This window comes from Methylocella sp. (assembly GCA_037200525.1).
Lineage (GTDB): Bacteria > Pseudomonadota > Alphaproteobacteria > Rhizobiales > Beijerinckiaceae > Methylocapsa.
In genome coordinates, this window is the sequence record JBBCGG010000001.1 from 4,161,546 (window position 1) to 4,176,344 (window position 14,799).

At 61.0% G+C, this 14,799-nt stretch carries 13 protein-coding genes; 3 read left to right on the top strand and 10 right to left on the bottom strand.

From position 1 onward, the window contains the following. Positions 1 to 32 precede the first annotated feature (32 nt). The 3 genes from WDN46_20400 to WDN46_20410 all read left to right on the top strand — a co-directional run bounded on the left by WDN46_20400 (position 33) and on the right by WDN46_20410 (position 2,507). Positions 33 to 1,301, top strand: a complete 1,269-nt coding sequence (locus WDN46_20400) for an MFS transporter (GenBank protein MEJ0095676.1) — start codon at positions 33 to 35, stop codon at positions 1,299 to 1,301. A 109-nt stretch (positions 1,302 to 1,410) separates the two neighbouring features. After that, positions 1,411 to 2,325, top strand: coding sequence for an ABC transporter substrate-binding protein (locus tag WDN46_20405; GenBank protein ID MEJ0095677.1), 915 nt, complete (start codon positions 1,411 to 1,413; stop codon positions 2,323 to 2,325). Then, a complete protein-coding gene (locus WDN46_20410; GenBank protein MEJ0095678.1) occupies positions 2,316 to 2,507 on the top strand; it encodes a hypothetical protein in 192 nt (63 codons plus the stop codon). Before WDN46_20405 ends, WDN46_20410 begins: the two co-directional genes overlap by 10 nt. Before the next feature lie 14 nt (positions 2,508 to 2,521). Here the strand turns inward: WDN46_20410 and WDN46_20415 are convergent, their stop codons facing one another. From WDN46_20415 to tkt, 10 genes are all read right to left on the bottom strand, one after another. After that, a complete protein-coding gene (locus tag WDN46_20415) occupies positions 2,522 to 2,743 on the bottom strand; it encodes a hypothetical protein (GenBank protein ID MEJ0095679.1) in 222 nt (73 codons plus the stop codon). A gap of 183 nt (positions 2,744 to 2,926) precedes the next feature. Then, complete coding sequence (locus tag WDN46_20420) at positions 2,927 to 3,304, bottom strand: PRC-barrel domain-containing protein (protein MEJ0095680.1); 378 nt, start codon at positions 3,302 to 3,304, stop codon at positions 2,927 to 2,929. A 352-nt stretch (positions 3,305 to 3,656) separates the two neighbouring features. Further along, positions 3,657 to 4,394 carry a 6-phosphogluconolactonase gene (pgl, locus tag WDN46_20425; GenBank protein MEJ0095681.1) on the bottom strand — a complete coding sequence of 246 codons (738 nt, stop codon included), beginning with the start codon at positions 4,392 to 4,394 and terminating at the stop codon, positions 3,657 to 3,659. A gap of 280 nt (positions 4,395 to 4,674) precedes the next feature. Then, the gene (locus tag WDN46_20430; protein MEJ0095682.1) at positions 4,675 to 5,616 is read right to left on the bottom strand and encodes a class I fructose-bisphosphate aldolase; all 942 of its coding nucleotides are present in this window, start codon (positions 5,614 to 5,616) and stop codon (positions 4,675 to 4,677) included. Then, the gene (locus WDN46_20435; GenBank protein ID MEJ0095683.1) at positions 5,613 to 6,248 is read right to left on the bottom strand and encodes a gluconokinase; all 636 of its coding nucleotides are present in this window, start codon (positions 6,246 to 6,248) and stop codon (positions 5,613 to 5,615) included. The genes WDN46_20430 and WDN46_20435 overlap by 4 nt, the downstream gene beginning before the upstream one ends. 66 nt (positions 6,249 to 6,314) lie before the next feature. Continuing rightward, positions 6,315 to 7,139, bottom strand: coding sequence for a Cof-type HAD-IIB family hydrolase (locus WDN46_20440; protein MEJ0095684.1), 825 nt, complete (start codon positions 7,137 to 7,139; stop codon positions 6,315 to 6,317). Continuing rightward, complete coding sequence (gene zwf, locus WDN46_20445; protein ID MEJ0095685.1) at positions 7,136 to 8,656, bottom strand: glucose-6-phosphate dehydrogenase; 1,521 nt, start codon at positions 8,654 to 8,656, stop codon at positions 7,136 to 7,138. Before zwf ends, WDN46_20440 begins: the two co-directional genes overlap by 4 nt. 97 nt (positions 8,657 to 8,753) lie before the next feature. After that, positions 8,754 to 9,776, bottom strand: a complete 1,023-nt coding sequence (gene gnd / locus WDN46_20450) for a decarboxylating 6-phosphogluconate dehydrogenase (GenBank protein MEJ0095686.1) — start codon at positions 9,774 to 9,776, stop codon at positions 8,754 to 8,756. A gap of 27 nt (positions 9,777 to 9,803) precedes the next feature. Continuing rightward, complete coding sequence (locus tag WDN46_20455) at positions 9,804 to 12,632, bottom strand: bifunctional transaldolase/phosoglucose isomerase (GenBank protein ID MEJ0095687.1); 2,829 nt, start codon at positions 12,630 to 12,632, stop codon at positions 9,804 to 9,806. Beyond that, positions 12,629 to 14,737: a transketolase gene (gene tkt, locus WDN46_20460; GenBank protein ID MEJ0095688.1), complete on the bottom strand. Its 2,109-nt coding sequence runs from the start codon at positions 14,735 to 14,737 to the stop codon at positions 12,629 to 12,631. The genes WDN46_20455 and tkt overlap by 4 nt, the downstream gene beginning before the upstream one ends. Positions 14,738 to 14,799 lie beyond the last annotated feature (62 nt).

The following is a 14,799-nucleotide window of genomic DNA, read 5'->3' on the forward strand; positions in this document are numbered from 1 at the left end:
AAGCGCGGACCTTTTCGGAAAAGAGAGCACCGATGCAAGAAATGATTGGCGTCGCGACGACCATCAACGCGCCGCTCGCTGGCGGTTTGAGCCGACGCCATTGGATCGTCCTTGGCGTCACCATGTTGCTCTGGATGTTCGATGGCTACGAGACTTACGCCCTGCTTCTAACGATCGGTCCGTCGCTGCATGAACTCCTGCCGGCGAGCGCCCTTCACGATCTGCCGCGGTTTGCCGCTTATCTTATCTCCATCACCCTGTTTGGCTGGGCCATTGGCGGCGTGGTCGGCGGCGTGATCGGAGACCACATCGGCCGCCGTCGCACGATGATAAGCTCGGTAATCCTCTACAGCATTTTCACGGGCACTAGCGCGCTTTCGCCCAGCTGGCAGATATTGGCGCTAACTCGTTTCCTCACAGGCATCGGACTCGGCGCCGAATGGGGCGTCGGCACGTCGCTGCTTCAGGAAATGTGGCCGGACAAGCTGCGAACGAAAGCAGCCGGCGTTTTGCAAGCGGCGTTTTCTGGCGGCTTCGTCGTAGCGTCGCTATTGTGGATAATCCTTGGCGGCGCATTTGGCGGATCCTGGCGCTGGATGTATGTCGTCGGCGTCATTCCAGCTATTTTTGTTGCGCTGGTAGGCCGCTTCATTCCTGAATCGGAACGTTGGGCGAAAGCCAGTCACGCCGCGCAGACGATCGGCGCGACGTTGAAAGCCAATCTACGCAATCTAGTCATCGCCGTCGTCGTTTCCGCGTCGATCACCATCGGTTTTTGGGCGATCTCGTCATGGGTGCCAACATATGTGGCGACCATGACGCATGACCCGCAAAGTGCGGTCTACTACGCTGGCTGGGCCGGCCTCATCTTTGCGATCGGCGAGATTTTGGGCTGCATCGGCTTCGGACTGTTCGCCGAGATTTGGGGACGACGCGGCACGCTCATATTCTATCTCGCCGGCTCGATCATCATCACTCCGATTATATTCCTGCTCGTACATGATGCAACGACCTTCGTTGCGTTGCAGATCCTGAACGGTTTCCTCACCGGCGGCCTTTACGGATGGTATGCGGTCCATCCGCCGGAGCTCTTTCCAACAAGCATCCGTTCCAGCGCTATCAGCATCATCTTCAACTTGGCCCGCTTTCTCGCAATGCTTGGCCCCATTCTGTCATCTAGTCTGATCGCCTTCTTCGGCGGCTACGGCGAAGCGGCGACGATCCTCTCAGGTTTCTTCGCCGTCGGCATTGTCGCCGTGTTTTTTCTGCCCGAAACAAAAGGAAAGCCGCTGCCCGCATGAGCGCAGTCGAGGCGGGGGCGCGAAGAAATGCCCGGCACATCCTCATGACGCTATGCGCGGCATTCCACCAATAAGACCGGAGAGTTCAGTGAAGATCGCGCGGATAGCAGTGCCGGATTTGGTCTCTAACTCCTACTTTCCGGCGATCGCCGCTGTGGCGCTCGATTGCTTTCGAAAAGAAGGGCTCGACATTCGACAGGAAGTCATTTTTCCGAGCTCCAAAACCTTTGAAGCGCTCCGCGACGGAGATGTGGATTTCGTAGCGGGCCCCGCTCACGCTCTTTTGCCCGTGTTTCCGGAATGGCGCGGAGTGAAGCTGCTCGCAGCGCTGGCGCAGGGCATGCCTTGGCTGCTTGTCATGCGCTCCGATCTTGAGGCGACACCAGGTGATGTGAACGCAGTCAAAGGCCGACGAATTGGCGCGGCGCCTATGGTTGACCTCGCATTGAAGCAACTTCTTGTCGACGCCGGCATCGACTTAGAGGCCGATGGAGTGAAATTCGTCGAAGTCCCGGGCGCTCGCGACCCTGGCGCCTCCTTCGGCGTCGCCGCCGCCAAAGCGTTGGAGGTCGGCGCTCTTGATGGGTTCTGGGCAAATGCGATGGGAGCCGAGAATGCAGTCCGTAGCGGGGCTGGCCAAATCATTCTCGACGTGAGGCGGGGCCTTGGGCCGGCTTCAGCCGTTCACTATACGATGTCCGTGCTCGCCACGAGCGATCGTGTGATCGGAGCGGATCCCGAATTGGCGGCAAGCGGTTTGCGCGCGGTGCTTGCGGCGCAGCAGGCGCTCCGAGCCGACATCGGTCTCGCAACTCTTGTTGGACGCGAGCTGTTTCCCCCCGCAGAGGCCGAGCTCATCGGGGCCATTATCGCGCGCGATCTGCCCTACTATACGCCAGAGATTTCAGACGAGGCGCTCTCAGGAATGATCCGCTTCGCCAAGATGAGAGGCTTGCTCAAGGGGACGCCCGCGCGCGAGCAAATCATTGCGGAAGGCTTTAGCCATTTGTGGGAATGGCAGTGAAGAAGGGCCGTGCCGAGAGCGAAAGCCCCGACGCCGTGACGCTAGCGGGAGCGGTCGACGTCGCGTCTTTCGCTCTCGGCACGGCAGGGATGATGATCATATTTAAAGGCTCATTGCGCTTGGCGCTGTACCTCATCGCCGCCGGCTTTCTTTGCCAGTTCGCAGAGATATTTCTGAAATAACGCCGCAGCTCCGTTCACGGCTGAGAGCAGTTGGCGCAGATGCTTTTTTCTACCCCATGATCGTTGTTATCGCGGATGGAGCGGCCAGTAAGCGTTGCGGGAGACGGATCCTCCGAAACGACGCCTGGGTGTGGCGCGGCGGCCCCGGTCGAAGTCAGATTATTCTGATTCAACCCATCAGCGCCCGGATTGGCTGGGGCCGTCGCGTCCGTTTGAGCCGACGCGGCTGCACTCATTAGAACTGCTGCGACAAAGGTGACTGTTACGCTAATCCTAAGCATTTGCATTGTCTCCTGCGCATCTGCAAACTGAGCGGCAAACGCGCTCCAGCGTGATTGGTCTCTGCAATGCGCGCTGACATTAAGGTGACGAGCTGACGTCGAGTTATCCCGGAAACCGACGGACCGGAAATGCGAAAACTAATGGCTCGGGTTCCTATCAATGCCAAAGTAAGCATCGATTTTACGCCCAAGATCATACTCGCCTGCACTCTGTGAAGCCCCAGAGAGTAAGCGCTCGGTTTCGGCGTTAACAACATAGCCGCCCTGGCGCCAATCATATTCAAGGCCTTCCCATTGCAGCGAATGGTAGTTCTGGCCAAGCCCCAGAAATCCGCCGAAAGACATGCGTACATAGGCGACCTTGCCGGTGCGCTTGTCGATCATAAGGTCACAAATCGACCCAAGGGAATCTCCGCGACTATTATAAACCGGCGTGCCTTCGACTTTGCTCGAGGCGATGAGGCTTGAGGTCTCAGACTTTGCGATAACATCCGAATTGACTCTGCTTTCCTGCATGGCGGCTCCTTCCTATGCGAGGGAGTCTCACGCCCAACGGAGCTCAATGGAAAAGGTTCGCAAAAACTCCAAAACTAATTGTTTGCGAAACTGCCGCTCATTGCCATCAGGCCGGGGCGCGACTCGAGCACGGCCGCGCTTGCGAAGGGTCAGACCGCGGAACCAACACAGAGGATCTTCGCTAATTGAGCTTCAATGCAGATAATCTTCGCTTTAAATCGCGAACTCGGCTCAAAGCTAGCGCATCCAAAGTTGGGCGCTTCGACGATCCATTCAGATTGCCGACTTGGCGAACCCATCAATACATCAGCAATGCCCGAGAGCGACGCTGCTTCATTGCAGCCGCGATGTATCAAGCGATTGTCTCACCCACCGCCGCGGCATCGCTAAAGAACCATAACTCGCCGGCCGGATCGAGGCGGGCCGCTGGTAGGCTGTCGTCGCCGCGCCGAAGCCGATCGAAGATCGCTCGCTTCTCCGCTCCCGCGACCAGAAAGGCTGCGCATCGGCTGCTCTCAAGCGCCGGATAGGTCAGCGTGATGCGCGCTTCGGGCTTGGTCCCGACCACAGCGGCGACCCATCGGTCGCGCTCCGCAAGCACGGGCGCGCCGGGAAAGAGAGAGGCCGTATGTCCATCCGGCCCCAGTCCCAGAAGGGTCACATCGAAGAGCGGCCGAGCCGGATCGAGGCGCTCCGCACCGTAGAAGGATTTGAGCTCGCGCTCATAAGCGGACGCTGCTGCTTCGGGACTCATATCTGTAGTGGGAATGGGGTGGATGTTGATTGCAGGAATCAGCGCGCGCGACAAAAGCGCTTCTCGCACCATGTGGTAGTTGCTCAACGCGTCATCATGAGGCACGAATCGCTCATCGCCCCAGAACCAATGCGTGCGCGACCAGGGAAACTCATCGCGATAAGGGACGTCAGCCAGAAGCTCGTAGAGTCGTTGTGGCGTCGAGCCGCCGGATAAAGCGATGGAAAAGACGCCATCCTTCGCCATCGCCGCCGCGAGCAACCAATCCGCGACGCGGCGCGCCAGAGCGCCCGCATCGGGGAGAATCTCTAGTCTGGCTTTGGACGGGTTCGTCATGAGCGCGCCTTTCTGGCCGATGGTCGGTGAGCGTCGCGGATGGCCGCGATTGCAACAGCATAATCGAACGATCCAAATATAGCGCTACCGGCTAAGATAGCGTCCGCGCCGGCCTCGATTACCTTTCCAGCGTTTTCGCAATTCTGTCCCCCGTCAACCTTAATCACTCGATTGAGACCGCGCGCATGACAGAGCTGGCGCAATCGCGGATCTTGACTGCCCGACAAGATCCATGGCGCGACGATGATCGATCCGGCATCCCGCATGGCGGACGCGGCGCTCAACGCGTTGGATCTCCGCCAAGCGGCGCCGCATAAATTTCCATGACGCCCTGCAGCATCCGAAGCGCCTCTTTCTTCGGCCGCTGAAATGAGTTGCGGCCGATGATCGAGCCGAACCCTCCACCAGCATGGATCGCGCGGATCTCCTCAAGGAATTTGTCGTCATCGAATAGGGCGGCGCCGCCCGAAAAGATGACGATGCGGCGCCCGGCGAACGCGCAATCAAGCACATGACGGATACGCTCCGCCTGGGTCGCAATCGGAATGCGGCGCTCGTCGTAGATCTTGCGCGCCGCTTCCTGTTCGACATGGGCTGTCGGCAACTTCACCTTGATGATGTGCGCCCCGAGCTGAGCCGCGATCTGGGCGCCATAGCCGACGACATCGATCGCCGTTTCGCCTTCCGCGCTCAGACTTGACCCGCGAGGGTAGGACCAGACGACGACCGCGAGCCCATTGCGTTTCGCCTCCTCGGCGCAAGCGCGGAGCTGACCGAACATTTCAAGCTGATGCGCCGATCCGGGGTAGATCGTAAAGCCGATCGCGCAGCAACCCAGACGAAGCGCGTCCCGCACGCTGGCCGTCAGCGCCTGGTTCGGATCTTTCTCTTCCCGCAGCACGTCATTGTCGTTGGTTTTGAGGATGAGCGGAATTTCCCCCGCGAAATCGCGGGCTCCCGCTTCGAGGAAACCCAGCGGAGCAGCATAGGCGTTACAACCGGCCTCGATCGCGAGTTCGAAATGATAGTGCGGATTGTAAGCCGGCGGATTTGGAGCGAACGAGCGCGCCGGTCCGTGTTCAAAACCCTGATCGACTGGCAGAATCACCAGCTTGCCGGTTCCCCCCAGGCGCCCGTGGTTCAATAACCGAGCGAGGTTTGTCAATGTTCCGGCGTTATCCGCGCCGTACCAGCTCAGAATTTCCTTCACGCGCGGCGTCATCGTCGTTCTCCCGTCAAAACTCTAGATCCGCTTCGGCTTCCGCCGCATCGCTGTGCCTGTTGCCGAGAGCGGTTCTCCAGCTCACGCACGATCGTCTCGGCGATATCGGCTGGCCGGGCGCCGATATCGACAGTAATTGGATGTTCGTCGGGCGTTGGCTCCTGCAAGCTCGCAAACTGGCTATCAAGCAAGGCGACCGGCATGAAATGTTCGTGGCGCGCAGCCATGCGCCGGCAAATGAGTTCATACGATCCTGCAAGGTAGACCAGCGTCACGTCCTGGCGATCGCCGATGATGATGTCTCTGTAGGATCGTTTCAGCGCTGAGCAGCTCAGCACGCCGGACTCCCCCCGCGAGCGCCAGCCATCGATTTCCTTCGCGATCATATCAAGCCACGGCATCCGGTCCGCGTCCGTCAGCGGCGCGCCGCTACGCATCTTCTCAATGTTCTCGGGCGGATGCAGCTCGTCGCCCTCCTGGAACTGACAGCCGAGCGCAGCGGCGAGCAGGGCGGAAATTGTGGTCTTGCCTGATCCCGAGACGCCCATGACGACGACGATCACTGGCATGGCGATGGTATGCGCGAGGGCCGGGGACCAGGCGTGCGGCGGCCGCGGATCACTTCCCAACATCAGTTTCTCCCGGCCCGCACGCCGATGTCAGCCGGAGCGCAATGCGGTCATCCTCGCAAGGCAGTCTCATGCAGGGACCGATCGGAGAACGAATTTACGCACGGCCTTGGCGAAACCCTCATTGTCATTGATGTCGGTCACCGCGCTCGCCTGCGCTTTCACCTCATCGCTAGCGTTGCCCATGGCGATGGAAAAGCCGCTCTTGCGGAACATGAGCGCGTCATTCGGCATGTCTCCGATGGTGGCGATCTGGCTCGGCGGGATGTTCAGAAGCTTAGACAAGGTCATCACGACTGTTCCCTTGTTGGCTTGCGGATGGGTTACGTCGAGATAGTAAGGCTGCGAGCGCGTCGCGCTCGCCTTATCGCCCAGAGCGTTCTGCGCTGCCTTTTCGCAGGCGGCGACGAGATCGAAATCGTCGGAGACGCCAACGATCTTCACCGCATGGGCCAAGTGCGCATCCGTGAACGACGCCACGATCTTGGCGTCGAACTTCACCGTCCATGCCTCGCGCGCAACATGCGGCGCGGTTGCATCGCGGATCAACCACTCATCCTCAGTGTAGACCCAAGCGTCCAGCCCATGATCGAGGATCAGTTTTAGGGTCTGTTCGGCCGTTGCGGGATCGAGCATATGGCTCTCAATGACGGAAAGGTCCGGATGAACGAAGACGCCGCCGTTGAAGCCGGCGATGGCGCACTTCAGATCGAGCGGCTCGATCAACATGCTCATGCCGCGCGGCGGGCGGCCGCTGGTGACGGCGAGCGCAATGCCGGCGTGATGTAGTTCCCGCGCCGCCGCCTTCGCCATATCAGTCAGCACCTTTTCCCCGGTGACCAGCGTGCCGTCTACGTCCGCCAAGAGAAGGCGGATGTACTCTCGCGCGCTCATGGCTTTTGTACCGATAGCGGGCTTACGGGTCTCCAGGCCCGATCGCCGTCACGCGCCAACAAATCATCGGCCGCCTTTGGACCATCGCTCCCGGAGTCATAGATGTGGATATCGCTTTTGTCCGCCGCCCAGGCGTCGAGCGCCGGCTGCACGATCCGCCAAGCCTGCTTCACCATGTCGGCGCGCATGAATAGCGTTGGGTCGCCGATCATCACATCATAGATGAGCGTCTCGTAGCCGACATTCGGCTCCTTGGGGAACCAATCATTATAATGAAAGTCCATTTTCACAGCGGCGAGCTCCACCACCGGCCCTCGACGCTTGACCTCGAATTGCAGGGAGATTCCCTCGTCGGGCGCGATGCGCAGCACCAGCCAATTGGGTCGCAGCGTCTCGACGGGCGTGTCTTGGAAAGCCGTGTAGGGAGCCTGCTTGAAGCAAATGGCGATCTCGGTGTTTCGCGCCGACATGTGCTTGCCGGTGCGGACGTAGAAGGGCACGCCGGCCCAGCGCCAGTTGTCGATTTCGAATTGCATCGCGACATAGGTCTCGACATTCGAGTCCGGCGCTACATTGGGCTCCTGCCGATAGGCCTTCACCGTTTTGCCGAGCACGGCGCCAGTCCCGTACTGGCCGCGCACCGCCTGCGCCGGCTTCACCGCGGGCATCGCGGCGAAGACATCCGCCTTCTTTGTTCGGATCGAAGCATCGTCGAAGCCGACAGGCGGCTCCATGGCGACCATCGAAAGGAGCGCAAGGACGTGGTTCGGAACCATGTCGCGCAACGCTCCTGTCGCTTCGTAGAAGTCGCCGCGCTGTTCGACGCCCACTGTTTCCGCCGCCGTAATCTGGACGTGATCGATCCGGTCGCGGTTCCAGATAGGCTCAAACAGACCATTGGCGAAACGAAACGCCATGATGTTTTGGACGGTGTCTTTTCCGAGAAAGTGGTCGATCCGAAAGATTTGATCCTCGCGCAGCCAGCGCCGAATGCTGGCGTCCAACTCGCGCGCCGAATCAAGGCTATGGCCGAACGGTTTCTCGATCACCGCGCGGCGCCAGAACCGAGGCTTCCCGTTCTGATCCTCGTTGTGGTCGGTGAGCTTCGCCTTACCGAGTTGCTCCACCACCGGGCCGAAGAACCGATCGGCGACGGCGAGGTAGAAGATGGCGTTGCCCTCTGTGCCATGGGTTTTTTCCGCTTCGCCAAGAGCGTCGCGAAGCTTCTCATATAAATTGGGGTCGGTCAGGTCTCCTCGGACATATGACATCTTCTCGGCGAGCCGCTTCCATGCCGCCTCGTCGATCTGGCTGACGTCGAACTCCGCAGCGGCGTTGCCGATAAAGCTCTTCAGCATTTCATAAAGGTGATCGCGCCAGCTTTCCGCGGTTTCCTTCGCCCGGGCCACGCCGATCAGCGCGAATTTCTCCGGCAGCGCCTTGGTGCGCGAGAGATTGTAGAGCGCCGGCATCACCAGCCGCTTGGCCAGGTCGCCGGTGGCGCCAAAGAGCACCATCGCGCAGGGGTCTGCGGGCTTGATCTGGCGTCGCGGCGGGGACTGAGTTGCCTGATCGGCCTGAGCCCCCCGGATCGCTTGATTGTCCAGCATAACGCTACTCCGCGGCTTTTTGTGTCGGCTTCGGTTCGGGATCGATGGGCTCGCTACCCTCGATGTGGCCGCCGAAGCCCAAGCGCATGGCCGACAGCACCTTTTCTCCGAAGGTGTGCTGCTGCCGCGAGCGGAATCGCGCGTAGAGCGCCGTCGAGAGCACGTCCGCGGGGACTGCTTCCTCAATCGCGGCCTCAACGGTCCAACGACCCTCGCCGGAATCCTGGACGAAGCCGGAGAAATTCTCCAGCTGTGGATCTTTCGCCAGCGCAGCGGCGCCGAGATCGAGCAGCCAGGATGAGATGACGCTGCCGCGCCGCCAGACCTCTGCGATATCGGGCATGTTCAACTCGAAGCGCTCGTCTTCAGGCAGATCCTTCGAGTCCTTGTTGCGCAGAATGTCGAGGCCCTCGGCGTAGGCCTGCATCAATCCGTACTCGATGCCATTATGCACCATCTTGACGAAATGCCCGGCCCCCGACGGGCCGGCATGGATATAGCCGAGTTCGACTCGCGGATCGCGCCCTTGCCGTCCCGGCGTCCGCGGAATATCGCCCAGCCCAGGAGCGAGCGCTGCGAAGATCGGATCGAGGAGATCCACAGCGTCCTTTGGGCCGCCGATCATCATGCAATAGCCGCGATCGATGCCCCAGACGCCGCCGGACGTGCCGCAATCGACGTAACGAATGCGCTTCTCGGCTAATTTTTTGGCGCGGCGAACGTCATCTTTGTAAAAAGAATTGCCGCCATCGATGATAATGTCTTCCGGCTGCAGCAGATCGCCGAGGCGCTCGATCGTCTCCTCGGTTATCGGGCCGGCGGGGAGCATAACCCAGACGGCGCGCGGCTTTTCCCCGAGCGCCTTGACCAGCTCCGCAAGCGACCCGACGGCTACGGCTCCTTCCTTCGCCAGCGCCTCGCGTGGCTGGGCATTGGAGTCGAACACCACACAACGGTGGCCCGCCTTCATCAGGCGGCGAGAGATGTTGCCGCCCATGCGGCCGAGTCCGATCACGCCAATCTGCATTTATTTCCACTCCTTAGAAGAAGGCCGCTACTGAAGCGCCGCATCTATTGCGCGAGCAAGCTCCGCCAGCCCCGCATCAACATCCTTGAGGTGGACGCGCAGCGTGCGCCGACCGCGCTCCACCAGCACCTCGAGATCGCCGCGCGCCTGCGCCGCCTTCACTATGCCGAAGCTGTAAGAATGTCCGGGTGCGTCGATGTCGGCGGGATCATCGCAAGTGATCTGTAGGAACACGCCGGAATTCGGACCGCCCTTGTATGCTTGGCCGGTCGAATGCTGGAAGCGGGGTCCAAAGCCGAGGCAGGTCGCGGCGCGGGTATTGTCGCGGATGCGCACGCGCATCGCGGCGAGCGCCTGCGTGTGGGCGTCCTTTCGCTCAATGTAGGCCAGCAAAGCAACGTAATCATTGGCATGCACACGGCCGAAATGACGCTTCAGATAACCGGACAGCGTGTTGTGCCGCCCGAGTTCGCCCGCGTTGCGCGGATCGGCATAAAGCGCCACGCCGTTTTCACGGAAGATCGGCTCCTCCTTCGGGAGACTGTGCGACTTTTCATATTCTTCGGTCAGCGCCCGCGTCTTGTTCTTGCTCGCCTCGACATCCGATTGGTCGAACGGATTAATGCCGATGATCGCGCCGGCCACTGCGGTGGCGATCTCCCAGCGGAAGAATTCCTGGCCGATATGCCAGACATCCTTGACATTGATCCGCGCGACCGGATGGCCTGCGCTTTCCAGCGCCGTCACCGCCTGGCGCTGCGACGGATCGAACTGCCCCTCCAGTTCCAGGTAGGCGAAGAACCGGTCGTCGCCGTAATGCTCGGGAGCAGCAAGCGGCTCCCCCGCTAGCGGGATCAGCCCGCGTCCGCGCTTGCCGGTGCTCTCCGCCAGGAGCTGTTCCAGCCACGCGCCGACACCCGCAATCCGCGGTGAGGCGATGATCGTCACCTTGTCTCGGCCGAAGCGCGTCGCCGCTACGCCAAGGGCGACGCCAAGCTGTACGCCTGGATTCTCCGCGGGCGGTACGTCGAGGCCGCAGGCTCGCTCCATCTGCCGGGCGATCTCTAGCAGACGTTTGATGTCAAGACCCATGGCGGCGGCCGGAGCGAGCCCAAACTTCGACAGGACAGAGTAGCGTCCGCCGATAGAAGCTACGCCAAAGAAGATATAGGCGAAGCGCAACTGCTTGGCCCGCTGCTCCAGCGAAGATCCGGGATCGGTCACCGCGACGAAGCGTTCGCCGGCTTTATCCTCGCCTCGCGCCGCGCCGACGCGATCGAAGAAATATTCCATGAAAATGTTGGGTTCAAGCGTGCCGCCAGATTTCGAGGACACGATGAACAGGGTCTTGGCGAGATCGACCGACCTTTCGATCGTATTGATCTGCGCTGGATCGGTGCTGTCCAGCATATGGAATCGCGGCCAGCCGGGCTGCGGCCCGAATGTTTCGCCCAGCACTTCCGGACCGAGGCTCGACCCGCCCATACCCAGCAGGACGAGGTCGGAGAATCCGCTCTGCCTTACCTCCTTCGCGAAACCCTGCAGCCGGTCGAGATCAGCCAGTTCAAGCTCGACGGCTTCCAGCCAGCCGAGCCACTTGTCCTCGTCCGTCCCGGTCCAGAGCGACTTTTCGCCGGCCCAAAGCCGCCGTATGCGCCCTTCCCTGCGCCAGACTTCCATTTCATCTTGGACAGCCGCCTTCATCTCCGCCGAGCCCGGCCCTATCTCAAGGCTGGCGTGATCGCCCTCCATCAACATGCGTCGTTGCCGCGCGAGGGCGCCGAAGAGCTTGTCGAACGCGTCCGCGAACTGCTGCACGCCGTCCTTGACCAGTTCTTCCGAGACCTCTTCCAGCGAGATATCGTGCGCGCCCAGTTCGGCGAGCATCGCGTGGGCGCCTGCTAGATCCTGTTCTATGGCGTCGGGCCGCGCTTCGCCGTGGTCGCGGAACGCGTCCATGGTCGCCGGCGGGATGGTGTCGACAGTATCGCGACCGACCAGCGCCTCGACATACATGGTGTCCTTATAGACCGGACTTTTGGTGCTGGTTGAAGCCCAGAGCAGGCGCTGCGTCTTCGCTCCCGATGCAGCCAGAGACTGCCAACGCGGGCCTGAGAATAGCGCATTGTAACGGGCGTAGGCGAGCTTCGCGTTAGCGATCGCCGCCTTGCCGCGTAACCGATCTGCTGTCGGCTTGTCTTTGAGCTTGTCCAACCGTTTATCTACGGCCGTGTCGATGCGACTGACGAAAAAGCTGGCGACGCTGCCGCTCTTGGAGATATCGCCGCCCGCCCGCGCGAGATCCTCAAGCCCCGAGATATAGGCTTCCACCACTTGCTCGTAGACGCTCACAGAGAAGAGCAAGGTGATGTTGATGTTAAGCCCCTGGCCGATTAACCGGCGAATCGCAGGAATGCCGGCTGGGGTCGCCGGAACCTTCACCATCAAATTGAGGCGCTCAACCGCGCTCCACAATCGCAGAGCCTCGGCCATCGTTGCCTCTGCGTCATTGGCCAAGTAGGGCGAGCATTCGAGGCTGATGTAGCCGTCCCGACCCTGGGTCTGATCGTAGACCGGCCGCAACACATCGGCCGCGGCGCGGATATCGGCAATCGCCAAGCGCTCGTAGATCGCCGAGACGCTATGATCGGCCAGCCCTTGGAACTGCTTTAGCCCAGCCGCGTATTCATGGGATTCGGCAATCGCTTTCTCGAAGATCGATGGGTTCGAGGTGACTCCCTTCAGCCCATCGCGCTCGATCAGAGCGCGCAACTCACCGCTCTCGATCAGGCTTCGCTTCAGATAATCCAGCCAGGGGGATTGGCCGCATGCTTCGAGCTGCTTCAGCGGATTCATGCCATCTGCCCCCTCGGCTTCGCAATCTGCTCCTTGGCGGCGGCTAGCACCTTCTCCGGAGTAAAGCCGAACTTCGTCAGCAGATCCTTGATCGGAGCCGACGAGCCAAAGGTGTGCATGCCGATCTTGGCGCCCGAGGCGCCCACGTAACGGTCCCAGCCGATCACCGAGCCCTCTTCAACCGATACGCGCGCCGTGACATCCGGCGGCAGCACGCTGTCGCGATATGCATGATCCTGCTGTTCGAACAGTTCCCAAGACGGCATGCTGACGATGCGCGCTAAAATGCCTTCCTGCTTCAGCGTCTCATAAACCTCGACGCAAAGCGCGACCTCACTGCCCGTTCCGATCAAAATCACTGCCGGCCTGCCATTTCCGGCGTCCGCCATGACATATGCCCCGCGCGCAACGCCCTTGGCCGACGCGTAGCGCGTGCGATCGAAAGTTGGCAGCGGTTGACGGCTCAACACGAGACAGGCGGGCTGATGCTTCAGCCCGATTATGACGCGCCACGCCTCGACCACCTCGTTAGCGTCGCCAGGGCGCAGCGTGATGAGGCCAGGGACAGCGCGCAGCGCGATAAGCTGCTCGACCGGCTGGTGCGTTGGGCCATCCTGACCGAGGCCGATCGAATCATGCGTGAAGATGTAAATGACCGGGAGCTCCATCAACGCACTCAAGCGGATGGGCGGCTTCATATAGTCGGAAAAGATAAGGAAGCCCGAGCCGAAAGCGCGAATCTTCGACAACGCGAGCCCGTTCAGGATTGCTCCCATGGCGTGTTCACGAATGCCGAAATGCAAATTACGACCGCCGTACGCGCCGGCCTCGAAGTCCCCAGCCGCCTCAAAGGTTAGACGCGTCTTGGTCGACGGCGCGAGGTCCGCCGCGCCGCCGATCAACCAAGGATAATGCCGGGCGATGGAGTTCAGCGCCTTGGCGGATGAATCGCGCGTCGCAAGGCCTTTGGAATCGGGAGGGAAGGCGGCGAGATCAACGTCCCAGCCTTCGGGCAGGGCGCGCTTTTGCATCCGCTCAAGCTGGTCGGCAAGGTCCGGGTGTTTGTAGCGGTACGCTTCGAACCGCTCCAGCCAAGCCGCCCGGAGTTGCTCGCCACGCTGGCCGATGCCGGCGCGGAAATGCTCGCGCACGCCATTCGGCACCAGGAATTTGGCGTCCTCCGGCCAACCATAGCTGCGCTTGGCCAAACGAATCTCTTCGGCTCCAAGCGGCTCGCCATGGGCGGCGCTGGTGTCTTGCTTATGCGGAGCGCCGTAGCCGATATGGCTCTCGACGATGATCAGCATCGGCACATCGTGAGCGCCTCGAAATGCTTCGATCGCCTGCGCGATCCGATTCACGTCATTGGCGTCGCCGACCCGCTTCACGTTCCAGCCGTAAGCGAGGAATCGCGCCGCAACGTCGTCGCTGAAGGCAAGGTCCGTGTGGCCTTCGATCGTTATGCGGTTGCTGTCGTAGATCCAGCAGAGGTTGCCGAGCATCAGGTGGCCCGCGAGCGAGGCGGCTTCGCTCGTAACGCCCTCCATCATGTCGCCGTCGCCGCATACCGCATAAACATCGTAGTCGAACACCGCGAAGTCGGGCTTGTTGAAATGCTGCGCCAACCAGCGCCCAGCGATCGCCATGCCGACGCTCGTCGCGCAACCCTGGCCCAGCGGCCCGGTTGTCGTCTCGACGCCCGTGGTCAGGCGGTATTCGGGATGCCCCGGGCATTTGCTGTCGACCTCTCGAAAGCGCTTGATATCGTCAAGCGTGACCGAGAGCTGACCGACGCTCTCATAATCGACGTTGACCGCTTTTACACCGGTAAGATGCAGCAGCGCGTAAAGGAGCATCGAAGCATGTCCATTAGACAGCACGAAGCGGTCTCGATTTGGCCAAATCGGATCGGCCGGATCAAAGCGGAGAAAGCTCTGCCACAGCGTATAAACCACCGGCGCCAAAGCCATCGGCGTGCCAGGATGGCCGGAATCCGCCTGCTGCACCGCATCCATGGCCAAGGTGCGGATCGTGTTGATGCAAAGCTCATCGACGGAACGCTCGCCCGGCGAGGCGCTCTCTTTCTTGCCTACGGCAATGCTCATGAATACGCTCCGCGTCGTCGCGCCCCGCCCGCCCGCTTCTCGTTCTGCCAAGAGCAGTAATC

Bases quoted from the DNA above. Each gene is read 5' to 3' on its own strand.
- WDN46_20400 (MEJ0095676.1), top strand. From the start codon at position 33: ATGCAAGAAATGATTGGCGTCGCGACGACCATCAACGCGCCGCTCGCT.
- WDN46_20410 (MEJ0095678.1), top strand. From the start codon at position 2,316: ATGGCAGTGAAGAAGGGCCGTGCCGAGAGCGAAAGCCCCGACGCCGTG.
- WDN46_20415 (MEJ0095679.1), bottom strand. From the start codon at position 2,743: ATGAGTGCAGCCGCGTCGGCTCAAACGGACGCGACGGCCCCAGCCAAT.
- WDN46_20420 (MEJ0095680.1), bottom strand. From the start codon at position 3,304: ATGCAGGAAAGCAGAGTCAATTCGGATGTTATCGCAAAGTCTGAGACC.
- pgl (MEJ0095681.1), bottom strand. From the start codon at position 4,394: ATGACGAACCCGTCCAAAGCCAGACTAGAGATTCTCCCCGATGCGGGC.
- WDN46_20430 (MEJ0095682.1), bottom strand. From the start codon at position 5,616: ATGACGCCGCGCGTGAAGGAAATTCTGAGCTGGTACGGCGCGGATAAC.
- WDN46_20435 (MEJ0095683.1), bottom strand. From the start codon at position 6,248: ATGTTGGGAAGTGATCCGCGGCCGCCGCACGCCTGGTCCCCGGCCCTC.
- WDN46_20440 (MEJ0095684.1), bottom strand. From the start codon at position 7,139: ATGAGCGCGCGAGAGTACATCCGCCTTCTCTTGGCGGACGTAGACGGC.
- zwf (MEJ0095685.1), bottom strand. From the start codon at position 8,656: ATGGTGCTCTTTGGCGCCACCGGCGACCTGGCCAAGCGGCTGGTGATG.
- gnd (MEJ0095686.1), bottom strand. From the start codon at position 9,776: ATGCAGATTGGCGTGATCGGACTCGGCCGCATGGGCGGCAACATCTCT.
- WDN46_20455 (MEJ0095687.1), bottom strand. From the start codon at position 12,632: ATGAATCCGCTGAAGCAGCTCGAAGCATGCGGCCAATCCCCCTGGCTG.
- tkt (MEJ0095688.1), bottom strand. From the start codon at position 14,737: ATGAGCATTGCCGTAGGCAAGAAAGAGAGCGCCTCGCCGGGCGAGCGT.